The organism is Paenibacillus sp. CFBP 13594 (genome assembly GCF_014842675.1).
GTDB classification, from domain to species: Bacteria; Bacillota; Bacilli; order Paenibacillales; family Paenibacillaceae; genus Paenibacillus; species Paenibacillus amylolyticus_B.
This window is the reverse complement of sequence record NZ_JACYVQ010000008.1, coordinates 205,645-230,586: the sequence shown is the minus strand read 5'-3', so window position 1 is coordinate 230,586 and position 24,942 is coordinate 205,645. Positions and strand designations below refer to the sequence as shown.

Genomic DNA, 24,942 nt, shown 5'->3' with positions numbered 1-24,942 from the left:
ATAATGTGATGGACATGAGAGTAAGCTCTGGATTACATTATATCTAGATTTATAGATTTGTAAATATAAAAGCTTGAACGTCATATCTTTAAGTTGCCTTCGGCTTGTGTTTCACAGGAGTAATAATGGTGAAAATAAGCCTGGTCTGGCCCATAAAAAATAGCGCCGGCCCGGGGAATCTTTGGGGCCTGACGCTATTGATGTCCGCGTTTTTAACGAGGTATTGGATTAGTTACTTCGGTTGAATAACCATGCTGTTGAACGAATCGGCTTCCAACTTCATGTGTAGGGTCTGTCCTTCTTCAAGGGTTAGATACAGGTCACGACGGTCCTGGAATGGGTTGTTGATGACAATGACGAGACTGTTATCCGGGTTGCGGAAAGCGACGGATTTCCCGCTCCAGGCGCCTGACAGACCGACTTTTCGAGCACCAGGAACAATATGATGAGCGAAGTGTTTCATCACATAATACTCCGGGTTCCGAGTAACCTCCTTATTGTCCGGATCTACGGTGATCATGGAGTTTTGCTCCCAGCCCCATGTGCTGCGGCCTTTGGGTTCCAGAACCATGTTCCAGTAGATGTACGCGTTCACGCCGTTGCTGAAGTAATGCTGGTAGAGGTTATATACATATTTGGCGTAATTCCATGAGTTGTTGCCATCACCGCATTCGTTCTCGGTCTGCATATAACGCAGCTCCGGATAACTTGCCGAGGTACGTTGAATGGCATTTTTGCCTGCCCACTGATATCCAACACCCTTGATATAGGAATAGGCCTTCGGATCACTTAGGACAAGCCCTGCGTACTCATCGAAGTCATTTGTTTTTTTCTTAATCAATTCCTCCCATGGATCAGGGGCGTTGATCGTTCCGAGCCAGATTTCCGTATCCAGACCGTGTTTGTCAAAAGCCGGGCCCAGATAATCGGCGATGAACTCACGAAGCTGCTCGCCTGTCCACATGCAAGAAGGAAATTTCTGATCTGCAATCACTTCGTTCTGCACATGCACCTGATGGATGGTAATGCCTGCGTCACGGTAAGCCTGTACAAATTTCACAAAATACAGGGCGTAGGCCTCCAGAATATCTTTCTCCCAGCGCAGTGTCCCATAGTTATAGGCTTTGGGCGACTTCATCCACGTTGGCGGGCTCCATGGCGAGGCGAAGAATTGCAGGTTCGGGTTATAACTCAGAGCTTCCTTGATGTAAGGAATCAGATATTTGAAATCACGTTTGATCGAAAAATGTTCCATGGCCACGTCGCCGTCCACTTCGTTGTGGCTGTACCATTGCTCTGCATAATCACTTGCGCCGATCGGCAGGCGACAGATGTTAAACTTGTGCTCGCCCTCTGGATGGAAGAGAGAGTGAAATACCTCATGGCGCTGCTCCTCATTCAAGTGGGACAGAGCCATATAACCAAGCTCGTTAAAACAGCCACCAAACCCTTCCACAAGTTGGTACTGTTCACCCGTCAGTTTTAAGTTAGCGCTTTCATTAGTAGGCACAAAAGATAACTTTTTCCATGGGCTATCTTGGGTTGTTGAATAACCAGTGAACGTGAATGTCATATGAATTTCCTCCTCGCTTGAACTCCAGCTGTCATAGATATTACGTTCAGTATAACAACTCTTGCGGCAAAAGAAGATATGCTAAACCGTGTGAAATTTACCCTAATCGAAGATGGAGTATCACGAGTTCGTATCCGAATAGACAGATTATATGCTGTATTTGTTTGTGATCGGCGATATCCATATACCATTATCCAATGTCATAATACAACTGTCATGACACAACAAAATCCCCGCTGATCGTTCAGACGGGGACTTTGCTTGTTTCTCATATTCTCTTATGGCTGGAAATGAACGTGAGACACTATTTAAGGCTGCACACTCTCACCAAGCTGTTTATTTTCAAAAATCAGAATCGTTTTGCTGCTTCCGATGTAACCAACCGTCGTATTGAATTGCTCCGAGATGAAGCGTACCGGTACAAAAGCTTTACCATTTTTCATCAGAAGAGGAGCATCATTGATCGCAAGCGTATCATCCACAACAACTTGTTTGTTGCCCACGCTCCAGCGGATGGCCTTATCATTCTGTGTGATCACAGCTTCGCGCGTACCGCTGTTCCAGTTCACACGGGCATTTAACTGCTCGGAGACAAAACGCAGAGGCACATAGGTCCGGCCCTCATCGATAAAAGGTGCAGCATCCAGTGCATAAGCACGGTCCCCGACATAGGCGGTGGTTGACCCTTCAATCAGACGCTGGAAGCTGCCTTGCGGCGTTCGTTTCTGCTCCCGCACATTCATCCGGTTCAGAAGCTGCATCGTATGACTGCCACTCACAACATCCAGATAATTGTTCTGCACCGTGAGTCCGGCAGGCTCAACCTCTGATACAGAAGTCTGAATACCGGAGGATAACGAGGTAGACGCCGATATATCCTGTATAGCATTTGTCGCTGACTGATCACGGGTAAACGTAAAACCTGCGATTGGTGTCAGATCCCACACCCGGTTGTTGGATAATTTTAATACGTCCAGGCTGGAAAGCTGCCGTAAAGGTTCCAGATCATAGATCTGATTGGACTCTGCATTCAGCTCCGTCAGCCCAGTCAGCCCCTCAAGCCCCTTGAGATGCTGTACTTGGTTACCAGAAATATCAAGTGTCCGAAGGCGTGTCATGTGCTCCAGTGGTGTCAGATCCGTGATTTGGTTGCCTGCCACATTCAGATTCCGCAGTGTATTTGGCAATTCAGCCAGTACGTCCAGCGTTTGAATCTGGTTATTCGATACATTGAGTTGTTGGAGCCGGGTTTTACCCATGAGCGGTGTCAGATCGTTAATCGTATTGTTCGAGATCTCAAGCCACTTCATTGCATCCGCATCCGAGAGGGCCGCAAGACTGGCAATCTGGTTACCGCTGGCGTGGAACGTATGTAATCGGTTGAACTCACGTACAACCTCTATGGAAGAAATGGAATTGTTGCTGATATACAGCCGTCCCAAGTCTTTCAATTCAGTAAGTGCGTCTATGGATGTAATGTAATTATTGCGAACATCGATTTCCCGAAGCTGGGTTAGGTGCTCCAGCGGTGTGAGATCCTCAATCTCATTTCCATATAATCGGAGGTGAGTCAGATTGGTTGCATATTCGAGACCGGAGAGGCTGTGAATACCTGCATTGCTCAGATCCACCACCTCAAGCTGCTCCAGATCCGTTGAAGTTAATGGCACATCCAGAGGTTTGTTCAGGATTAACTTCAGTCCGTCCTCCAAAGCTGGATCTTCAATGATTCCCTCGCCCAAGTCTGTAGTGGTGTAAGCCATGGCTTGCCCCGATGCCCCGAGACTCAGGATGAATAGTAGAAATAGTAGCGTCATTCTTCTCATTGCATGCATTCCCTCCGATTTTTTAGAATTATAAAATAATCCGAACAGATTGAGTTAGATAAGTATAGTAGTTACACGATAACAGCGACCGAAAGGTTATTCTGCCCACGGAGTGTTCAGTGTGAATTGAAGAGTTTAACATATGTAGGTTCGGCTCAAAGCACATCTATAGTTATTAACCCGTCAACAGGGAAAAGGAACAAGAAATTTCGTAATGGGTATTTGTCTACTTCTATTCTATATGAAACAAACCCTGCTCTGCACTCTTCAGAGACATGTTTATCAAAAAAAATGGAACATCCCCCGCAGACCCTATTCAACCCACCCTTGAAACGGGTAAAGATGAAGTAAAGATGCCATTTTGGAGGGGAAGATGTGAGTATGCGCCAAGCCATGATCATTAGTAATCCATCGTCAGGTAAGGAAGAGGCCGAGCAGTATGTGTCCCAAGTCAGAGAAGTTCTGGAGTCACAGCAGTATGAGGTGGTTGTTAATGAGACGGCTGGGGAAGGTGATGCGACCAACTACTGTCTGAGTGCCTGCAAAGACGGCTGTGATCTGGTCATCTCCATCGGAGGCGACGGTACACTACATGAGACGATTAACGGCATGATGGATCAGGATCACCGTCCCCGACTGGGCGTGGTACCGCTAGGTACGGTGAATGATTTTGCACGTGCGCTGAATATCTCGCTTGACCCGGAAGAAGCCATTAGGCAGTTACGTTCGAATCAGACCCATATCGTGGACTTGGGGAAAATCAATGATCGCCTGTTTGCCAACGTTGTGGCTGCGGGTTCTTTGGCAGAAGCTTTGTTCTCCGTATCCTCGGAAGAGAAGTCGAAGTTGGGATCATTCGCATATCTCAAAGAAGGCTTGAAAGACCTGGTGAATACACCAGCCAATCATCTAACCATCGAATATGACGGACAGTTCTGGGAGGGGTCAGCGCCACTTTTTCTGGCGGCGCTGACCAACTCGGTCGGAGGATTCGAGAAGTTGTCCCCGGATGCAGAGGTGGACGATGGTTTGATACATTGTTTTGTTGTTCGTAATATCAGTGTGTTCAACAGTCTGACCCTTGGCACTTCCCTTTTCTTTGGTAGTCTGAAAGACCATAAGGACGTGGACTATTTTACAGCCAAAGAAGTTCATGTTCGCTCAGACGAAGCCATTCGCACCAATGTAGATGGGGAAGAAGGTCCTGCCCTGCCGATTCATATCGGTGTCCTGCCAAGGCACATTGAGGTTATCATACCTGAAGAAGTATAACTTATTCTTTTGGATATATAGGCTGGAATGAAGAACCTATCATTTCTCCATATGAATGTAGGATAAAGCTATTGAAACCGATTGCAGATATATGTCACAATCAAAGGTAAGATACACGATAATATTCGAATATGGAGGGAAAACATCTTGAGAACGATTAAATTGGGCAGCAGTGCACTAGAAGTACCTGTAGTCGCGGTGGGCTGTATGCGGATTAATTCACTAGACGGTAAGGAAGCCGAACATTTTGTTCGTTCTGCAATGGAGGTTGGCGCGAATTTCTTTGACCATGCCGACATTTATGGTACAGGAACATGTGAGGAAATCTTCGCCGAAGCGGTACAGATGAATCCCCAAGTTCGTGAAAATATGATTCTTCAATCCAAATGCGGTATCCGTAAAGGCATGTTTGATTTCTCCAAAGAGCACATCCTGAATTCAGTCGATGGCATCCTGCAACGTCTGAAAACGGAATATCTTGATGTTCTGCTTCTGCATCGTCCTGATGCATTGGTTGAGCCGGAGGAAGTGGCTGAAGCCTTTGATCAACTGGAGCGCGAAGGTAAAGTGCGTCACTTCGGGGTATCCAACCAGAATCCGAACCAGATCGAATTGTTGAAAAAATACGTGAAACAGCCACTGGTAGCCAACCAGTTGCAGATGAGTATTACCAATACCACGATGATTGACAGTGGCATCAACGTGAACATGGAGAACGACGCTGCGGTTAACCGTGACGGCAGTATCCTTGATTATTGTCGTTTGCATGATATCACCATTCAACCGTGGTCCCCGTTCCAGTACGGATTCTTTGAAGGTGTATTCCTGGGTAGCGACAAGTTCCCGGAATTGAATGCAAAGATTGACGAGATTGCTGCGAAATATGACGTGAGCAATACAACGATTGCAATCGCATGGTTGCTTCGTCACCCTGCGCAGATGCAACCTGTGACAGGCACGATGAATATTGAACGTCTGCAAGACTGTGTAAAAGCAGGAGATGTTCATCTCACTCGTCCAGAGTGGTATGAAATTTACCGTGCGGCAGGCAATATACTGCCTTAAATCCAAGTTATAGTGAGCATGCTGACTGCTGAGTCAGTTGAGGACACGAGCCCGTGAATGGCTCGTGTTTTTTGCCTATTTTCAGGTTTGATGTCAGGCGCGTTTCCGATATAAAATAAGGATAGGATTGTCCGTTTTATAAAAGGATTAAAATGGTTTTAATACAAATTAGTTGAAATTATTATATTGACCGATACTTTCTAATTACATATAATTACTTTTGCATACCGATAATCCCGTTTATGTTTTTTATTTTGGAGGGTGGTGTTCGTTTGGAGTCGACAACCACGATACGCGATCACTTGGAAAGTTATCTGAAGCGTGAACAGATGTCCATTAGTCATTTTTCGGAAACGTCAGGGATTAATTCGGGTACGCTCAGCAATATTTTGAATAAAAATCGGCCTATTGCCATGCAGCAGTTGGATCGCATCACTTCCGCCATGAGACTGGAAGAAGGTTACTTCTATGAGTTATACATAGACGAGTGTTTTGTACACGCGACCCCGGACTGGCGAAGACTGGGACCCTTCCTTCATCGCTGTGCCGAGTTGGACAAGTTGGACTGTATTGAAGAGGTTATTCGTCTGATGATGGATAATCTATCCTATATTCCTTTGTTATTTGATGTGGCTGAAGAATTCTACCAAGCGGGTAAATTCAAACCAGCCATTCTTCTATATGAAAACATTGCTGAAAGCGAGAAAATGCAACATTCCGAGCGGCTTGCACTCTGTCAGTATCGACTGTTCAGGTTGGGGCTAACCAATGATCAGCAGCGGAATCTGATTATTGCAGCTCGGTTCGAATACTATGTGGATCGGCTGGATGAACGCTATCAATTGGATGCGCTTAACGAACTGATTAATGCATTTGCATCACTTCACAGATGGAGCAAAGTTCAGGAACTATCTGAAAAGCTGAAGGTGAAAGCAGCCATCCATTATGAGATGAATGGCCGAAGGAAACAAGAAGAGACCAAACGACCTATCGTTTTTTATATTATGTATGCGTATTTAGCCTGTGGGAGTGCCCACTTCCACTTGAACAACTATGAAATGGCATTGAAGTATGTTGCATTATACTCCGATTACAGTTGGGTGAAAGAGCCTGAACCTGAAGAAAAAGTGGTTATTCATCAGTTTCAGGAATGGGCTGAGGGTAATCGTTATATATATCAATTAATGGCTGGGCAGTTTGAAGTATTACCTGACTACCTTGCGTATATCTCAACGAAGGAAAATGAGATATTTCCAGCGCTTTGTGATATTGTAACGGCCGCTAACCGTTATGATATGAACATAGATCATGTACTCAATCAATATGAGCCATACTTCACTTATCATGAACAGAGAAATCGGATTGGGAAAGTAAGCAAGCAGGTAACCGATGATCGCTACGTTCGTCTTTTGGCTGGATTAGGCACGTATTGTCTTAAAAAAGACAGGTTTGTGGAGGGATTAGATTTTGTACTGAACAGCTTGAGATTTTCTATTGAAATTAGCGATGGACGAGGTATGCTTAGAGGTGTCGGACTGTTTGAGCAATACAGGGAATATGCGTCTGACACAGCTATACAGCAGTACAAAATCTTGATTGGTGAGGTGCAGAAACTCAATGAAGAGAAAGCTGGCTTTGCTGATAGTTACATGTAGTATAGTGGTGAGCATTGTAGCTCCTGTTACTGGACCTGTCCCGACTGTGGAGAATCCAGACCCTTCAATTTACCGAACGAATGATCACGGTTTAGGGACATAAGCCTGAACCAACGGACGCTTCTGAATAAATCAGAAGCGTTCTTTTTTTTGTGTATCAAAGTGGAAGAATAAGTATGTCGTATCTCACATGCGCTTATGATTGGCATAATACACTAAAATATGACAAAAAGGAGGGATACTATGGATCGCCTGGATTTGATATCGCGGATCGAAGATGCCAGACAGTTGTTATATCGCATGCATATGGAATACGGCAGTCTGCTTCATCCGGAAGTGATCCAGCAATCCGTAGTCCTGGACGGACTTATTAATCAATACAATAGAGTCAAGGTAGGAAAGGCGATGAATTAAGTTCGCCTATTTACATTTGCGTCTTTGTATACTATAGTTAGTTACATGAGTAACTAACCGACTAACTCACTAATGAATACGTATGAAAGTTGGAGGCACATGAAATCGACTTTGGATGAATCTCAGCCTATTTTTCATCAGATTGCTACGATGATTATGGACGATATTGTGGAAGGCAGATTGAAGGTGGAAGAACAGGTTCCCTCAACCAATGAACTGTCACGCTTCTACAATATCAATCCGGCTACAGCCCGCAAAGGACTGCAGGAACTCGTGGACAAGGGGATTATATACAAACAGCGAGGTGTTGGAATGTTTGTTGCAAAGGGAGCAAGAGAAGCATTGCTCGTTGAACGGAAGCAAGATTTTTATGAAGAATACATCAAGCCTTTACTTGAAGAAGCCAGACGGATTCACATGAATGAAGACATGATTATTGATCTGATTCGCGGCAAGAAGGATAAGGAGAGTGAGTTATGATTCATATGGAGCAGGTCAACTACAGCTACCAGAAGACGCCCGTTCTGAACCAGGTTACGCTACATGAGAGTGAGCCAATCATTAGTGCAATCTGGGGAAGGAATGGAGCGGGCAAAACAACCATGATGAGTTTACTGGCAGGGCATAACCGCCCGGACAGTGGAACCGTTCAGATCATGGGTCAAGACCCCTATAATAATCTGGCTGCCCAAGAGCATCTGTGCTACATCCAGGAGAATCATCCCCTGGGGAAAAACTGGACGGTTAGTGACATGGTTCAAATGGGGCAATATTTTCATCCGCAGTGGAATCAGGATTTGGCGGAACGTTTAATCAATGTGTTCGAACTACCGGAGAAGAAGAAAATCATTAAATTTTCGAAGGGTATGAAGACTGCCACCCAGATTATATTAGGTCTTGCCAGTAATGCAAAGATAACCATTCTGGATGAACCCACCAATGGGCTTGATGCTGAGAAGCGTAAATTTTTCTACAACGCGCTACTGGAAAGTTATGAAGATAACCCGCGTCTGATTCTGATATCCAGCCATCATATTGAGGAGATTCAGCCTTTATGTGAGTCCCTTATCGTTTTGCAAGCCGGAGAGGTGTTGTTAAATCAATCGATGGAAGAGATGCGCGAAAAAGGAGTTCTTCTAACAGGGGGAATTGATGATATTAACCGAGTTACAACAGGTGTTAAAGTTATAGAGTCTTCCCAGATGGGATCGACTGTGAAAGTGATGATTGATGAGCCCTACTCGAAAATATGGAAGGATATCGCTCATTCACAGGGGCTTTCCATTGAGAAAGCGACATTACAAGATTATTTGGTTAACAGGACCCGTAATCAAGAGGGGGTTAAACCATGAACGCAGTAAAAGGTACGAACCGACTGATTCGCGATGATATGCGTTTGTATCTGGGCATATTTTCATCCATCGCTCTAATGCTCGCCGTTGTATATCTGGCCATTGGCTTCATATTTGATGTCTCGTATGCTACGCAACTGTTTGGTCCAATGTACGGAGGGATATGTACATTTGCAATCGGGGGAATTATTACACTGTTTCCGGTTGCGATCGGTATGGGCAGTACACGAATTCAATTCATGAAATCTTTCTATATGAACTCGGTATGGATGGTTGCAGGCACCATGGTCATTCTGCATATGGCGTATTTCCTCATACACCTGCTTCAGGAAAAAGGAATTGTTGGCGTAACCCTTTATCAACCGGGCATGTTGTATTCAAGCGAATATCATTTCTTATCCTATCTGTGGATCGATCTGATGTGCGGCTTTCTCGTACTGGGAATCTCAGTCTTCCCAACGGTTTGTTGGATGCGCTTGGGGATGCGTAACTTCTTCATTATGTTCTTTGGGGTTGGTTTGGTCTTTACGCTGATCATTACATTGGGCGATCTTGGAGAGTTTATGTTGTGGATTGCTAGGATCAATCGCATGACATTGTTCACCGTTCTGGGATGCATTGGCGGTGCGCTACTTCTGTCTACGTACCCGATGATGAAGAATGCACCGCTTACCATGAAATCCAAAAAAGACTGACAGGAAACAGTTATAAAGGAACTGGGCAAGGAATCTAAGCGAAACTTCCTGTAATACAAAAAACACGAGTGCGAACACGCCTCGTGTTTTTTCTGCAATCCAAAATGAATCTGTATGCGCTAAGCCTGAGCCTGCGGTTTGAATCCTTCGTCTTTGAGATACTCGCCAGCTTCGCTACGCGTTTCAAATGCCATATCCAGATTATCACCGGAATACACATACCACATGTCATCTTCGTATTTTAAAGTCAGTGTATGTCCATCTTCATCGATCCACGTTCCGCCATTCGTAGAGGTTGTAGACAATGCAGGAGCAGCAGCTTTTACTTGTTCTGGTTCTTTAAATTCAACTGCGTTGGGATTGTGAGACATCGCTTGGATCGTTTCATCTAACAATGTGCGCAGATCTGTTTCGGAGTAATCACGAATATTGACGAATCCTTTAGCATCGGTCTCATAGTTAGTTAGTAGTCCTGCATAGATATAACCGTTACCGTTAGGATGAATATGGAGAGCAACAATCTTTTTATCATACGCACTATCCTCGTAGTGGAAATTAACACGACCGAGAGAAACATCTTTGCGTTGTAGTTGGGGATACGATTGTAGCACTTCAAGCTTTTGTTCCACGTTAAGCATAATTGCCTCCTGTAAATGTTCAATAGAGGTGATTATAACATGCCCTCCTGTTAATTTCCCGATAAAATGTTTCTCCCCAGTTCTTTCAGGTGTTCCATAACTTGCAGATAGGGATATGGCCCATAGCTTACACGTGCTACACCCAGTGTGGCAAGCTGTTTTGGTGAAGGCTCAGGAGACGTAACCATGACGTTAATTGGCAGCGGTGAACGCTCACACAATTCCTGAATCAGTTGGTGATCCTGCAAACCGGGTACAAACAGACCACTGGCTCCTGCATCTGCATAATGGCTCGAACGTATAAGTGCTTCCTCCAGGAGAGAGTGGTTATGGTGTTCAGGTGCATGTTGCAGGAAAATATCTGTGCGGGCGTTAATGAACAACGGGATGCCTGCCTGCTCCGCAGATTCCCGGGCGGCGGACAATCTCGGGCATTGCTCCTCCACAGTGTACAATCCCAAGCCAGCGGGAAGTTGATCTTCCATGTTGATTCCTACAGCACCATGATCGATGACTTGCAGGATATTTTGCTTCACTTCTGACACAGACCTCCCATACCCTCCCTCTATATCGATCGTTACAGGCAGATCCACGCTTGCTGTAATCCGTGCAAGATTGGCAAGCACCAGATGGAATGGCATGGCTTCACCATCGCGTTCACCGTGGGCCGCAGCAACGGACCAGCTTCCGGTAGCAATGGCCGTTGCTCCAGCGGATTGAATGGCTTGCGCACTTCCGGCATCCCACACATTGACCAGAACAAGTGGTTTTCCTTTCACATGGTATTGTTGGAACAACGCTGCTTTTTCTTCTAAGTTACTCATATTATGTTGACTCTCCTTTGTTATATCATGCATTTCTTTGGATATTTGATGCGTACTTCATTACTTCATTCTGTTTTTTAGCTACCCTTTTTTTGTTTCTCGTGAGTCAACAGCCAGTTTTTGCGAGTTAATCCTCCGCCGTATCCGCCCAGCTCACCACTGGCATTGATTACACGGTGACATGGAATCACAATCGCAAGCTGATTGGCCCCATTTGCCTGTGCTACAGCTCGGCACGCAGTCGGTTTTCCCAGTGCATTTGCTATCTCTTGATATGACCTCGTTTCACCAGCCGGAATGGCCATCAGCTGTTCCCACACAAGTTTTTGGAATAGTGTTCCTAAACAGAACAACGGTGTGTCGAATGCTGTCCGAATACCTTGAAAGTACTCGTTTAGTTCACGCTCAATGGACTGGATGGGAGCTGTAGTGCCGGGCACAATCGCTGATTTGGTTCGTTTACGCAGACGCTCAACTTCGCGTTCCAGACCTCTGCGGTCTACAAATTCCAGTAAATATAGCGACTCCTCATCAGCAATGGCCATCATCGGGCCGAGGCGGGTGTCAATCCAGGACGCTTTCAGGATATGTCCTTCATCGACTTGTGTAGGGGCGGCTCCCATGATCCGTGAAAAGGCATCGCGGAAGCCGCTGCTTGATTCATATCCGGTAGATAATTGGCTATCAATCACGGTGCGGCCGGAGCGAATATTTTTCAGGGCAAGTCCCATGCGGCGAGCGCGAGCATATTCAACAAAGGTCATGCCGAACCGCTTCTTAAACTGACGGCGAGCAGTGGATTCGTCGATGGAGAGGGCCTTGAAATCCTGTCCTTTCCAGCGTTTCTCCGGATTTTTCTCCACAGCTTCCACTAATATGCGAACGACATCGGATACTTGGTTAGGGTGAGAGAGCGGGCGACAGCGCTGGCAAGGGCGATAAGAGGCCAGAAGTGCCTGCTGAGCCGTCTCATAGAATTCGCAGTTTTCAAATTTTGGCTTTCGCGCAGGACATGTGGGACGACAGAACACACCCGTGGTTCGGACTCCAACATAGAATAAACCCTCGTATTCCGAATCCTTGGCCACAAGCGCCTCGTAATATTGTTCCTTTAGATCAGCAGAAATCATGGGGGCACGTCCTTACTCATTAGAATCTTTGTCTATACCTATTATAGAAAAACGTTGCAGCAAGCATCGCCGAAAATCAGGCATGAATATTGGATAGATTAAATCGGATATAACATTGAAATTAGGTTGTTCAGAATTTGTTTAGAGTGAACTGGTAGTATAGACCTATCAGGCTAGGGACACTTAGGCAAAGATACCTATATAGTGAAAGAGTTAATTATTGATCATTCATTGTTATAGGAAAAATACATAGGTAAACATGAAATTAAAGATTAGCGGAATGAAAGTCTGGAGGTCGACTAGAATGAGATATTCTACGTACAAAAGTATTTATGAATCCGTTTATACCAAAACGTCCGAGTCTCCCACCGTGTATGTTAAAGATCAATTCATGCAGCGTGTGAAGACGCCAACCTGGCTAATGAAGATCGTCACTATAACTCTAATTATAATCATAGGGTGTAGTGCTGTATTCACTGCATTTGCCGGGGATGAGCAATTATTATCGGGGGACCAGATCGTTGTATCTCAGGGAGATACACTGTGGGGCATTTCATTGGCACATAAACCTCAGCAGATGGACACTCGTGTGTATGTAGAAGCTATCAAGAAAGTGAACAAGATTGAGCATAACGCCATTCAGATTGGACAAGTGTTGGTCTTGCCTGGGTTTGATCGATAAAATAGACGGTGCATGACGTCATGAATAGAGTTCTTTTTTACTCATCGAGGTGCAGTTACATATTGAATTTATTAATCATTTACATATAATGGAGCTTCATGTGGGACGATATGGTGTAGTGATTAGTAAGTGGTGTGCTATATAAGTTGAACTAAAGAATATTTACACTGACACTACGATGACAGAATAACCTTCCAATCGCTGTTATCCCCAGATTTTTTGATTCCCCTTTCTTAAAGGGAAAATCCGGGGATAAAGGCGACCGCTTCGCTTTTTCAGGTTTTTTCTGTCCTCTCCGTTATCGTGTAAATGATTAGTTCAACTGATATAGATATATGTGCTGTAGATGGATGAAGGGAGAACTAGATGATGAAAATAAATATAAAGAAATCTGCACTTTGCATGTCTGTGCTCTGTATTTCGCTATTCGTCAGTGCCTGTGGCGCTAAGAATAATAATGAATCTGTTCAGGAACATGCCTATCCGCAATCGAAGCAACCTGTAGAGGAAGCCGGAGAAAACTCTGTTCCGAATGCGGATGCGAAGAATAACAATAGCCAAGGCAGTGCCAGTGGTGATGAGGGCAAGCCTACGGCTCAATCGGAATCCACTGAACCGTCTGAGCAGATTGATATCGTTATTGACCAGTCGGAGAAACCGAGCGAGGGTAACAGTTTTGATTTTGGAATTAAACAGGTTCCGAAGGGTTATGCACTAACGGAGATGCGATGGACGTCTAACACGGTGACGATTGTGAATTCACTACAGGAAGCCATTGAACATGGTGGGAATGGTGAAGAGGGGTTTTACTTTAGCGGCAATGGACAATTCTCCGGCTTTATCTACTCGGATGAGATGAAGGGCGAGCGGGGCAAGGCCACATTTGTCTTCACAAATGATGAGGGGAACGAAATCATGTCCGAAAAAGAAATTACGTTGAAGTAGCAGGCACATTATGAAGGCTCCGTCTAGGGCCTGTTGAACAGGAAAAGCAGCCTAAGTGGCTGCTTTTTTTGACATACTTAATTACAAGATCGCCGATCTATCTGTTGCTACATAAAGTCAAAGAAATAACGGACCACGTGAAACATAACCGGAGAGGTATAGGTCAGGCTGTCGACCCGGCTCAGGTAGCTTTTTTTGAGCGAATCAAACTTGTTGTCATCCCCGATTAACAGATCGCGCTTCAGTACAGACACCGTCAGACTGCCGAAGAATCCGGCCAGACTGATCAACACCCCGATGAACAGCGAGAATTTCCAATCAAATGGCGTCAGGTAGGGATGGATAAAATAAGACGTTGCTGTCGTTACAATGAACGCACATGCGAACCCTTCCCAGGTGACAAAAGGATTGGCGGTAGGCACCACTTTTCGTTTGCCCAGATAGAGAGAGACCAGATAGTGCACCACATCATTAAGCTGTGTTAACACGACCAAGAACAACACCAGCTTGGACCCGTACTCCGGTGTGGCGAACGGGAAATAGGCCAGGTGGCTCAGTCCAAACACCATCAGCATTAGTCCCCATTGTGTGGAGCTGACACTGCGCAGGAAACCGACTGTACCTTTGTTAATCAGACGTGGCAAGGGCAACACCAGGAACACATATAGGGGAATAAACACGATAAACATGCCATACCATCCAATATAGATCCAGTAGAACTGAACCGGAATCGCCAGATACGCCCACAGGAACAACCTGCGGTCGGCTTTGCGTGTACTGCGAATCATGGAGAAGTATTCTTTGAGTGAGAAGAATGCAAGCACCATGAGGGAGATGAGGGACACGATGGGGTTAAAAAGGGTGGCGAGGCAGAAGATCACAAACATACCCCACCAGGTTTTGATTTTTTGGCCGATGCCTGAATAGTCTTTGCTTGGCTGAAGCTTTGCAATAATTTTGTACACGATATGTATCACAAGTAAAGCTGTGAAGATTAACGTTAGTGTAAAGAGTGAACTGCTCACGTACCGATCACCTGCTTATTCAAAGTAAGATTCCATTATAGGGTACCTATGTTATTATGAAGGAATAGTGCCAACTTGATAAGGGGAAATTTTGCTATGACAGATGAACGCTCCATCTATATCCTGCTTACGAATACAGGAACGCTGTTTACCAAGGTTATTCAGAGCTATACCCGAGCGCCATATAATCACGCATCGATCTCATTTGACCGGGAGTTAACCGAGCTGTACAGCTTCGGCCGCAAGCATCCGAGTAATCCGCTGAATGGCGGGTTTGTGAAGGAAAATATTCAGACCGGTACATACAGCAAGTATCCCAATACCACATGTGTCATATACAAGCTTCAGGTGACGGATCGTGAAGTGGAAAAGATGAAACGCGTGCTGCACATCTTCATCCGCAGCCGCCAGAAATATATGTACAATCTGCTCGGCGTGATTGGTATTACGCTCAAGGAGCCGGTGGAGTTCAGCAACTCCTACTTCTGCTCCCAATTTGTAGCCGAGATTCTACAGCGTTCAGGCATCAAGCTGTGGAACAAGCTGCCTGCGCTGGTGACACCGGATGATTTTCGTCAGAGTGAACGATTGCAACTGGTCTATGAAGGGAAATTGAGCGAGTATACACTGGGGAATACAGAGCAGGAGTAGGGTAGGTGCGTATGCTGATGCTCCAAGGAAACTCAACCATGAAATAGCCTGCTGCCACGGATGACGAGGCAACAGGCTGTTTGTGTACTTCATATGGATGATGGTGAGGATGAGGATCTGTCGAAATTAATCTCTTCAAGGAATTCGATCACTTCACCATTGGGGCTGTGAACAAGCGCATTTCTAACCTGAAGTGCAGGTTCGCCAAGCGATATCCAATCCGGTTCAACATAGGACTTGGCTCCATGGGCGAGCGCTCGCTCATAGATATCTTCTACATCATGCACGTAAAAGGCGAAATGTAACAGTGCGCCGTGCCGGACCGCTTCGGGAGAGGTGGCAGGTTCACCCTCGGCGGGAATGACTGCTTTTGGATCAAATACCTCAATACAGGTACGCTGATCCGGAGAGATCAGCATACATGCCTCGGTAATGTGGAAGGAAGGCAAGCTCCAGGAGTGACCTACATTGAATCCCAATACTTTTGTATAAAACGCCAGAGTATCTTCGTAATTACGAGCCTGAATGGCTACATGTGCAAGTCCAATAACACTCACATTACATCGCTCCTTCTTCAGATTGTATTCTAAAGTATAGGGTTGATATCGCATTGGAACCATACAATATCAAAGGATATAATGAGATGAAATCCAACTATTTTTAGCTAATTTATCAGGAAAACCTTATTAAATAAGCCAACGATTCGGAGGTCTTACAAATGGAACACATGATAGATGAAATCGATCAGCAGATTATGCGCTTGCTGCAACATCATGCACGTATCCCCGTTGCACAGATAAGCAAAGAAATTAACATGTCCCAACCTTCGGTTAAGGAAAGAATCCTGAAACTGGAGGAGAGAGGTGTGATAACAGGATATTCAACCATCTATAATTTAGCCCAATTAAACCGTGGAACCACGGCGTTTATTTTGCTCAAAACAGAGCATTGCGACGAGTTGGTCCAGTTCTGTGAACAGGCTATCGAAGTCACGGATGTCTATCGGATTAGCGGTGAGTATAACTATCTGATCAAGGTACAGACGGCGTCCATTGAAGAACTTGCCGGATTTCAGGATTCACTGGTGAAGCTGGGACCCTCCAAATCCCATATCAGCATGAAAAATATTATGGAAAACCGTGTTCTCCTTTAGGATATGAGAGAGACTAGAGAGAAGACATTTGTTCTGGCACCGGATTCGTTCAAAGAAAGCATGACAGCGAAAGAAGTATGTATCGCGATGGAAAAAGGGTTGCGTAAAATATACCCGACGGCAGGTTATATTCATGTACCTATGGCAGATGGTGGGGAAGGTACGGTGCAGTCCCTTGTGGACGCTTCCGGCGGTGTCCTTCACCAGCACGAGGTGAGCGGACCATTGGGCCAGACAGTCACTGCGCAGTATGGCATTCTGGGTGGCGGAACAATGGCGGCCATCGAGATGGCATCGGCCAGTGGCATCCACTTGGTTACCAAGGACACCCGGGACCCGCTCCGGACGACAACCTATGGAACAGGCGAGTTGATTCGCGCATGTCTAGACCTTGGCATACGCAAGATCATCATTGGCATTGGTGGTAGCGCGACCAACGATGGTGGGGCTGGCATGGCTGAAGCACTTGGTGCGAAGTTTCTGAATGCACAGGGTCAGCCGCTTGCGCGTGGTGGCGGGGCTCTGGATCAACTGGCTCAGATTGATGTATCCGGTCTGGATGAGCGTTTGCAGGAAGTGGAGTTCATTGTGGCCTGTGATGTGACCAATCCCCTATGTGGGGAGCATGGCGCATCAAGGGTGTTTGGACCACAAAAAGGGGCAACTCCAGAGATGGTTGAACAGCTGGATGTGAATCTGTCCCATTATGCAGATGTGGTGAAACAGCAGCTACACAAAGATATCCGAGATGTACAAGGAGCGGGAGCGGCTGGTGGATTGGGCGCAGGACTCTTGATTTTTACACAGGCTGTATTACGTAAAGGGATTGAGATTGTCATTGAATATACTGAGTTGCGTGAAAAGTTGATTGCTGCGGATGTGGTATTTACGGGCGAAGGCGGTATCGACTTCCAAACGAAATTTGGCAAGACCCCCTATGGTGTTGCTCGGGCAGCCAAGGAAGCGGGTAAACCCGTGATTGCCCTTGCAGGCTATGTGGGCGAAGGGATCGACACCCTCTACGCGGAAGGCATCGATGCCATATTTGGTATTGTGCCTGGGGCAGCAGATCTGGATCGACTATTGCGAGAAGGCCCGGAGAATGTGGAACGTACCGCCGAGAATATTGCAAGAGTACTGAAGTTGGGGTTACTTTCTTAGGTCAGTGACCATCTGGATCGTATAGGGTCGGATTGCGGATTGGAATGTGATGTGACAAAGACGGGATACGGATATGCCTGATATCAGGTGATCTGTCTCTCGTCTTTTTTGCTGTGAAGTTCCATTGTATAGTTGTCGTTCAAGTCGCTTCGTTCGCGTTATTTTTACCCTTGATGGCACAATGAAGAAATTGCACATACAGTTACGTATCTGATGGCCAATATGTTCACGACGGGCAGCACATTGTATGTGGATGGCGGGTACACCTTGATTTAAGAGCCGGAGTTATATAGGTCCCAAAGAATACTTTTTTTAAAATAAAATGATGAATTTTGGCGAAAAAAATTGAGATCTATCCTGTTTTTGTACTACAGGATGGATCTTTTTCCTTTTATTTGCTCTTTTTGTTTAGATTCTGTTTATCGCAGTGCACTACAATAGGCCTTACGTATCAGATGGATTGAATTTATATGTAAAAAACATGAGATAGGGAGGATCAAGTACATGAATTATAGGAGAATAATTAGTTTGGTGCTCATTATGGTGTTAATAGCTCCGTGGTTGGCACCAGCAGGGAAGGTTAGTGCAGGTGGCTCATATCCTGTACCAGGAAATGATGGGAAAATCACAGTCAAGCTTACTGATGATAATAACATAGAGGTGCGTTGGAGCAATGCTGACTCTGATTCCACTGCAACTTATGAGCTAAAATACCAAGTCTTCGTTTCCAATACTTCTAATCTGAATAACATGACAGAGATCAGGGACAATCTAGAGTATGGAGATGAGGATTGGGTGTTGGGTTCAGCATCTCAAGACGGTACGTTCTCCAAAAAAATTCTAGGTTTAGATACCAGCCAGACGCTCTATTATAATGTGATGGTTGTGGATCGATATGATTTAGAAGCCGCCTATCAGATGAAATCGTTCAACCCAAGCACACAGCTGAGCCCGTTGGAGCAATTCAACGATATTATACAAACGAAGGATCAGAATTCACAGATAGATCTCAAACCTGAACTAATTGAGTTACTTGGCAATAAAAATTTCATAGCCGATCCTGATTTCAAATTGTTGTCTGAGGAGGATCAGGAGGACATCATAGAATATTTATTGCGTATAGATCCACCGACTAGTGAAGGGTATGAGGATAAGGAGCAAGTTCAATATATGGTGCAATTGGCTCTGCAAGCACTTGAACTTCCTCGCAAAATCGGGGGATCAGACTCCAGAAAAATACTCGATGAATTTTATAATAAAAAAGCTGAAAGAAAACAAAATTTCAATGATATGGAAGAAAATAGTGATTATTATAAATGGATTAACTTTTATTTCGATTCATCCGAGGTAGAAAAGCGTATGACCGCATTTTATTATGAGCATAAATTCAGAAAAAATCCTGATATTTTAGATATACTGGATTATACGGAGCAGGCTTGGGATCGTACTCCTTTTATAAACAAGGTAGAGACGTCAGAAGACATGTTGGTAATGATGGAAAGGATGTCATCCATTCAAGAGGGGATCGAGTCATACAATTCCGAAGATGATGTGGAAAATCCACTTGGAAGCTTCCCTATAAACATTAGTAAATGGGAGGATCTTACCTCCGAAGAGCAAGAACAATTGGCAGACCGTATGCTTAGTGAGAGACCCCTTGGTGGATATGCAAGTTTTGAAGAAATTCAGACTGCATTTAATAAATTTTTCCCGGATGATAACGAAAGCGATCCATTGAGTGTCTTAAATACTGCAAAGAGCAACAGTAATATAGCGGCTATGCGAATGGCTATGGAAGATCCGGATCTGGGTATTACTTTACCCAATGGATACGGTGCCTTGTCTTTGCAGGTTAGAGATTTCATTGCGGGATTCCTGATTGAATATGTAAATAAAGATTACAAAAACAAAGAACAGGTCCAATATATGATTGAACTTGGTGTATTGTCACAATCTGTTTGGGAGCAGAGGGAACTCAGTGTTCTTAGGAATAAACTAGATCTGCTCGCTCAGCAATTAGTAAATGGACCTAATCACTTTAATGACCAACAGACATATGTGTTACGTAGCATTGGACAACAACATTTGGAACGTAGCAAAGTAGATAAAGGTGTACTGGCATTCAATTACTTGCATCTAGTTGCATTCGAAAGGTTGGAAGGAGTGTCTAAAGGTGATATTGTTGAGCCTGATATTGTTCTGAATCTCCTCTCTATGCCTATCGATTCATTTGAGCAAGCTACCTCTATACCGCGAATGGATGAATGGCTTGATAAAGCAATGAAAGATCAGATTAAAGGTGAAGCGTTCTTCAGCAAGTACAAATTTAATCTTAGAGGCGCTCTTGATTTATCCAAAAGAGCAGAACTTAGTCCTGAAGGCCAGAAGGAATTGGCTGAATGGGTCCTAAATGAACAAGACAGCTATGAGGATGTTGGGAATCTGCAATATGTATTTAACCGATTCTTTACGGCTCCTAATGTGAAGGGGAATGACATCAATAACACCCTAACGGGCTTGGACAGCACGATGGAGATTTCTTTTGACAATAAGCTGCACTGGATTGATGTTGCCTTCATTCAAAAAATGGACCTTAGCGGCAACAAAACGGTATGGGTTCGTTACAAAGCAATCAGCGATGAACTGCCAGGCCGCGCCGTGAAGTTTGTCTTTACACAGAATGGTGATAGCAGCACAGATAATGGCAATACTCCAACGCCTAACCCGGGTGGTAGCACAGGTGGAGGTTCGTCCACAACTACACCAGTAACCTCTACACCTGCTCCAACAACGAAACAAGAGCAGATCGTGGTTGACGTTAATGGAACAAACGGCACCAACCTGACCAAAACACCAATCACACGTACAACCGAAACCAACGGCACGATCAAAGATCTGGTGAAAATGACCGAAGCCATTGCCAAGGAATCGGTAGAAAAAGCGAAGCAATTGAACATGAACACCGCACGCATTGTCATCCCAGACACCAAAGATTCCGTGTCCGAGACACGTATTGAACTGCCTAAGGCAGCGGTGAAAGAACTGAATGATGGTTCACTGAAACTTGAAATCTCCACTGAAAATGTAGTGATCTCCGTTCCGACGAATTCCATCACTGGATTCGATCAAGACTTGTACTTCCGCGTCGTTCCACTGAAAAAGGAATCGGAGCGCAAAGAAGTCGAAGAACGTGCGAAGAAAGAGCAATTGATTCAACAAGTTGCTCCGAATACGAATGTTCGTGTATTGGCTCGTCCGGTAGAGATCGACACGAATATGCAGAGCCGCGAAGTGACACTCACGTTGCCACTGCGTGACAGTCTGCCAACCGATCCGGCTGCTCGTCAGCAAGCATTGGACAACTTGGCGATCTATATCGAACACAGTGACGGCACAAAAGAATTGATTCAAGGCAAATTGGTGCAACTCGCGGATAATAGCGAAGGCATCGAATTTACCGTAACAAAATTCAGTACGTTCACCCTCGTTGTTGTGGATGGACTGAAAGCTTCACAAAGTACACATCAACCGTACATCCAAGGATTTGGTGCGGATTTCCGCCCGGATGCATTCGTAACACGTGCACAGATGGCAGCCATGCTAGCTCGCAATCTTCCAACTGAAGCGGCAGCAGGTTCCGTGAATAGCGTGAGCTACAAGGATGTATCTGCAACACACTGGGCAACAAGTGAGATTCAAAAAGCGAAATCCGCTGGCATCATGAACGGCATGAGCAACACCCAATTTGCACCGGAAGGTTCGATCACCCGTGCACAGATGGCAACGATTGCGTATCGCTGGATGCAGCAACAAGCGAGTGATACAACCGTGAATGATACAGCAGTGTCCTTCAAAGACGTATCCGCAGACCTGTGGGCAGCAGAGGCGATTGCATACGTGCAATCCGCTGGCCTGATGGCTGGATACAACGATGGTACATTCAAACCGGATAGCAAGCTGACACGTGCGGAAGCCGTGAAAGTGTTGAATGTATTGTTCAACCGCACACCCCTAACTGGCGCAGTTACGCCAACGTTCAGTGATGTACCTTCATCCCACTGGGCATATGCAGATATCGAAGCTGCAGCGCAAAAGTAATATTTTAAAAAGAAAAAAGGGGTCATTAATGCAGTAGTATATGGAAAAGAGAACCCCTAAAAACGGATAGGATATGACAATACAATAGATAGAATAAAAAAAGAGCTGTTCCAAAAGCCATACATTGGCTAGGAACAGCTCCTTTTTGCGCTTTAGTGTGACTTAACATTGGTCTAGGTTGGTTAGCGCTTGATCACCCATTAGTTATTCTGTTTACGCAGTTGTACTACTCTTTATCGGGCGTGTGTGAAGCATTCTCGTAAAACTTACCATCCCGCAACTGATCCACGAATCCTTGTAACCAGACGTAGTATTGCTCCGCATGTTGGAGTTTGTGCAGATCACGCAGTGCATCCTCTCGATCTTCAGAAGAGGTATGTTCCGAAAGGATCATTGCCGACAGGTCAGGAATGACCTCACGAATGCCTTCTAACATGACATCTACTTCCCGTTGGAGCTTGGCCCCGAAGAAATTCTGGAACGTACGATAGAAGTCGGTCTCAGCCAGATATTGATCCTGGCGCTCCTTCTTTTCCTCCAGTTTATAGATCATCTGTGATTCTGTAAGCGAACGAACCGCATAGCTCATGTTGCTCTTGCTCATATTCATCGAGTTTTTCATCTCTTCAAGTGTCATCGGTCGATCCTCAAAATACATGATTCCGTACAATTTGCCAAACGTGTGATTAACCCCATATAGATCCATCGTATTGGCGATGGCCTCAATGACTCTCTCCCTCAGCGCATGCCGATCAGGTAACGAAGAATGATTCGGGTTCCCGGCGGTTTCTTTTCCCACAATGTCACCTCTGGTTTATGATAGCGTTCCCACTAGCTGGCTCATATTTTACATGACTTGCTCCAATTTTAACATAAGCCGGAATTAGAATTTTCAATACGAGTGTACAATTAATTTTGTACAGAATAAATATAAAGTTGATTATACTCAAAAATTCCCAATCATTAAAGAAAAATTGGACAGTAAGGAGTGGGGGATTTGCGTTTAAAACTATGGAGGGAGTCTGAGGCGGTACTATTCACGCTGCCAGCTCTAATCCCATTGCTGATCTTCTGGCTGGGACCTCTGGGATATATCGTTTATCTCAGTTTCACCGATTGGGACTTCATGAGCCCGAATAAGCTGTTTGTTGGTTTGGACAATTACAGTTATCTGCTGACAAACTCTGAATTCTATCGATCACTGAAAGTAACCTTGTTATTCGGACTGGGGAGTGTAATCCCAACTATTGTGGGCGGATTGGCGCTTGCGATGCTCATGAATAGCAAAATCAAATCATCCGGCATCTTCCGGACATTACTCTTCTCACCTTGGGTCACCCCGACAGTTGCGGTGTCTATTGCGTGGTCCTGGATCTTCGAGCCCGAAGTGGGACTCGCTAATCTGATGCTGGGCTGGGTAGGCGTATCTCCGATCGGATGGTTGCGTGACGCGGACTGGGCATTGGTTGCTGTTCTGATCGTCACGCTTTGGAAGTCGATTGGGTGGGCGATGGTATTTTATCTCGTTGCGCTACGAAATCTACCTTCCGATCTGCTCGAAGCAGCTTCAATCGATGGGGCAAACAGTTGGGACAAATTCAGAAGTATCACATTGCCGCTGATCTCACCAACGACGTTTTTTCTCTCGATTATTCTTACTATCCAGTCCTTGCAAGCCTATGACCAGATCAATGTCATGACGCAGGGTGGACCGGCGGGATCAACGAGAACGTTGCTGTACATGTATTACCAGTCTGCATTCGAATCCTTTAACGTAGGTGAAGCTTCGTCCATCGCCGTTGTGATCATTCTGATCTGCGTGTTGCTCTCGGGAGTATCCTTCCTGCTTGGCAGACGTCTGGTGCACTACTAATGACAATGACATTGCCCAACAAAAAGTCTAAACGGATGAAGCGCAAGGAGTTGCAGAACGTGTCACAACCGAATTTTAAAATAAGTAAATTGATCCGCTACCTTCTGTTAGCCATTATCGCGCTGGGTACAGCCTTTCCCTTCTATTGGATGGTTATTAGCGGATTCAAAACCAATGATGAGATCTGGCAGTTTCCGCCGACCTTCTGGCCGGAGACGTTCCTGTGGAGCAACTATGTGGATGCCTGGAACGCGGCACCATTTGCCCGTTACATCCTGAACAGTACCGGGGTAGCCTTAGCCATCTGTCTATTTCAGATCGTCAACTCCAGTATGATGGCGTACGCCCTGACACATATGAAATTCCGTCTCAAAGGTGCACTGACATCCCTGATTCTGGTGGGTTATATGATACCGAGTACGGCCGTGTATCTGCCTAGTTACCTGGTACTTAGCGAACTTAACCTGCTGGATTCCTACACAGGCTTGATTGTATCCAACTGTGTCAGCGTGTTCTCGATCTTCCTGATCCGGCAGGCGTTCATGCAGGTATCTCATGAATTGGTGGAAGCCGGACAACTGGACGGTGCATCCCACTTCCGGATTCTCTGGACGATTATTACGCCGCTTGTTCGCTCAAGCTTCGCCGTGATGGTGCTGATTACGTTTATTGAACAGTACAACAACTATTTCTGGCCTATGCTCATCACCAAAGACCCTGATTTACAGCTGGTATCGGCGGGTCTGCGTAGCTTCTTTGTAGAAGGCGGGGCATATGGACTTGCTTGGCCACAGATTATGGCTGCGAGTGCCTTCACCATCGCACCTCTACTTATTCTCTTCCTGTTCACCCAGAAGACGATCATGCAGAGCGTGAATATTACGGCTGGTGTGAACAAGAACTGATATGC

The 24,942-nt window shown here is 45.3% G+C and carries 23 protein-coding genes; 15 read left to right on the top strand and 8 right to left on the bottom strand.

Features of this window, described 5'->3' with window-relative positions; all coding sequences use genetic code 11:
- Nucleotides 1-232 precede the first annotated feature (232 nt).
- Both IFU39_RS24380 and IFU39_RS24375 read right to left on the bottom strand, forming a co-directional pair.
- A complete protein-coding gene (locus IFU39_RS24380) occupies nt 233-1,573 on the bottom strand; it encodes a glycoside hydrolase family 30 protein (protein WP_105600517.1) in 1,341 nt (446 codons plus the stop codon).
- A gap of 308 nt (nt 1,574-1,881) precedes the next feature.
- The gene (locus tag IFU39_RS24375; protein WP_192135368.1) at nt 1,882-3,399 is read right to left on the bottom strand and encodes a leucine-rich repeat domain-containing protein; all 1,518 of its coding nucleotides are present in this window, start codon (nt 3,397-3,399) and stop codon (nt 1,882-1,884) included.
- A gap of 381 nt (nt 3,400-3,780) precedes the next feature.
- Between IFU39_RS24375 and IFU39_RS24370 the strand changes: the two genes are divergently transcribed.
- The 7 genes from IFU39_RS24370 to IFU39_RS24340 all read left to right on the top strand — a co-directional run bounded on the left by IFU39_RS24370 (nt 3,781) and on the right by IFU39_RS24340 (nt 9,852).
- Nucleotides 3,781-4,671: a diacylglycerol/lipid kinase family protein gene (locus tag IFU39_RS24370; protein WP_192135448.1), complete on the top strand. Its 891-nt coding sequence runs from the start codon at nt 3,781-3,783 to the stop codon at nt 4,669-4,671.
- A 147-nt stretch (nt 4,672-4,818) separates the two neighbouring features.
- Nucleotides 4,819-5,736, top strand: a complete 918-nt coding sequence (locus IFU39_RS24365; protein WP_076213731.1) for an aldo/keto reductase — start codon at nt 4,819-4,821, stop codon at nt 5,734-5,736.
- A gap of 272 nt (nt 5,737-6,008) precedes the next feature.
- Complete coding sequence (locus IFU39_RS24360; protein ID WP_091012369.1) at nt 6,009-7,391, top strand: transcriptional regulator; 1,383 nt, start codon at nt 6,009-6,011, stop codon at nt 7,389-7,391.
- 243 nt (nt 7,392-7,634) lie between these two features.
- A complete protein-coding gene (locus tag IFU39_RS24355) occupies nt 7,635-7,805 on the top strand; it encodes an aspartyl-phosphate phosphatase Spo0E family protein (protein ID WP_074092797.1) in 171 nt (56 codons plus the stop codon).
- A gap of 99 nt (nt 7,806-7,904) precedes the next feature.
- Entirely contained in the window at nt 7,905-8,285 is a 381-nt protein-coding gene (locus IFU39_RS24350; RefSeq protein WP_036611682.1) for a GntR family transcriptional regulator, read from the top strand.
- Nucleotides 8,282-9,157 (top strand): ATP-binding cassette domain-containing protein, encoded by an 876-nt coding sequence (locus tag IFU39_RS24345; RefSeq protein WP_192135366.1) that lies wholly within the window; start codon nt 8,282-8,284, stop codon nt 9,155-9,157. Before IFU39_RS24350 ends, IFU39_RS24345 begins: the two co-directional genes overlap by 4 nt.
- On the top strand, nt 9,154-9,852 hold the full coding sequence (locus IFU39_RS24340; RefSeq protein ID WP_192135364.1) for a hypothetical protein: 699 nt from the start codon (nt 9,154-9,156) through the stop codon (nt 9,850-9,852). The genes IFU39_RS24345 and IFU39_RS24340 overlap by 4 nt, the downstream gene beginning before the upstream one ends.
- 119 nt (nt 9,853-9,971) lie before the next feature.
- Here the strand turns inward: IFU39_RS24340 and IFU39_RS24335 are convergent, their stop codons facing one another.
- The 3 genes from IFU39_RS24335 to IFU39_RS24325 form a co-directional block, all read right to left on the bottom strand.
- Nucleotides 9,972-10,490 (bottom strand): hypothetical protein, encoded by a 519-nt coding sequence (locus IFU39_RS24335; RefSeq protein ID WP_192135362.1) that lies wholly within the window; start codon nt 10,488-10,490, stop codon nt 9,972-9,974.
- Nucleotides 10,491-10,540: 50 nt separating this feature from the next.
- Nucleotides 10,541-11,314, bottom strand: coding sequence for an isocitrate lyase/PEP mutase family protein (locus IFU39_RS24330; RefSeq protein ID WP_091012377.1), 774 nt, complete (start codon nt 11,312-11,314; stop codon nt 10,541-10,543).
- Between the two features lie 77 nt (nt 11,315-11,391).
- Nucleotides 11,392-12,444, bottom strand: coding sequence for a bifunctional transcriptional activator/DNA repair enzyme AdaA (locus IFU39_RS24325; RefSeq protein WP_091012379.1), 1,053 nt, complete (start codon nt 12,442-12,444; stop codon nt 11,392-11,394).
- Nucleotides 12,445-12,748: 304 nt separating this feature from the next.
- On the opposite strand from IFU39_RS24325, the gene IFU39_RS24320 reads away from it, so the two are divergent.
- Complete coding sequence (locus IFU39_RS24320) at nt 12,749-13,126, top strand: LysM peptidoglycan-binding domain-containing protein (protein ID WP_179198387.1); 378 nt, start codon at nt 12,749-12,751, stop codon at nt 13,124-13,126.
- 369 nt (nt 13,127-13,495) lie between these two features.
- Nucleotides 13,496-14,071 (top strand): hypothetical protein, encoded by a 576-nt coding sequence (locus IFU39_RS24315; RefSeq protein ID WP_091012382.1) that lies wholly within the window; start codon nt 13,496-13,498, stop codon nt 14,069-14,071.
- A gap of 107 nt (nt 14,072-14,178) precedes the next feature.
- Here the strand turns inward: IFU39_RS24315 and IFU39_RS24310 are convergent, their stop codons facing one another.
- Nucleotides 14,179-15,096 (bottom strand): phosphatidate cytidylyltransferase, encoded by a 918-nt coding sequence (locus IFU39_RS24310; RefSeq protein ID WP_076213755.1) that lies wholly within the window; start codon nt 15,094-15,096, stop codon nt 14,179-14,181.
- Nucleotides 15,097-15,192: 96 nt separating this feature from the next.
- Between IFU39_RS24310 and IFU39_RS24305 the strand changes: the two genes are divergently transcribed.
- Complete coding sequence (locus tag IFU39_RS24305; protein ID WP_036671746.1) at nt 15,193-15,747, top strand: hypothetical protein; 555 nt, start codon at nt 15,193-15,195, stop codon at nt 15,745-15,747.
- Nucleotides 15,748-15,836: 89 nt separating this feature from the next.
- Here IFU39_RS24305 and IFU39_RS24300 read toward each other — a convergent pair whose 3' ends face one another.
- Nucleotides 15,837-16,304: a VOC family protein gene (locus IFU39_RS24300; protein ID WP_192135360.1), complete on the bottom strand. Its 468-nt coding sequence runs from the start codon at nt 16,302-16,304 to the stop codon at nt 15,837-15,839.
- Nucleotides 16,305-16,465: 161 nt separating this feature from the next.
- On the opposite strand from IFU39_RS24300, the gene IFU39_RS24295 reads away from it, so the two are divergent.
- From IFU39_RS24295 to IFU39_RS24280, 3 genes are all read left to right on the top strand, one after another.
- Nucleotides 16,466-16,900, top strand: coding sequence for an Lrp/AsnC family transcriptional regulator (locus IFU39_RS24295; protein ID WP_192135358.1), 435 nt, complete (start codon nt 16,466-16,468; stop codon nt 16,898-16,900).
- Nucleotides 16,901-16,903: 3 nt separating this feature from the next.
- On the top strand, nt 16,904-18,061 hold the full coding sequence (locus IFU39_RS24290; RefSeq protein WP_192135356.1) for a glycerate kinase family protein: 1,158 nt from the start codon (nt 16,904-16,906) through the stop codon (nt 18,059-18,061).
- A gap of 504 nt (nt 18,062-18,565) precedes the next feature.
- Entirely contained in the window at nt 18,566-22,159 is a 3,594-nt protein-coding gene (locus IFU39_RS24280) for an S-layer homology domain-containing protein (protein WP_192135354.1), read from the top strand.
- Nucleotides 22,160-22,385: 226 nt separating this feature from the next.
- Here the strand turns inward: IFU39_RS24280 and IFU39_RS24275 are convergent, their stop codons facing one another.
- Entirely contained in the window at nt 22,386-22,958 is a 573-nt protein-coding gene (locus IFU39_RS24275) for a transcriptional regulator (RefSeq protein WP_192135352.1), read from the bottom strand.
- Between the two features lie 198 nt (nt 22,959-23,156).
- On the opposite strand from IFU39_RS24275, the gene IFU39_RS24270 reads away from it, so the two are divergent.
- Both IFU39_RS24270 and IFU39_RS24265 read left to right on the top strand, forming a co-directional pair.
- On the top strand, nt 23,157-24,032 hold the full coding sequence (locus IFU39_RS24270) for a carbohydrate ABC transporter permease (protein WP_192135350.1): 876 nt from the start codon (nt 23,157-23,159) through the stop codon (nt 24,030-24,032).
- Nucleotides 24,033-24,091: 59 nt separating this feature from the next.
- Entirely contained in the window at nt 24,092-24,937 is an 846-nt protein-coding gene (locus tag IFU39_RS24265; RefSeq protein WP_243391263.1) for a carbohydrate ABC transporter permease, read from the top strand.
- Nucleotides 24,938-24,942: the final 5 nt, after the last annotated feature.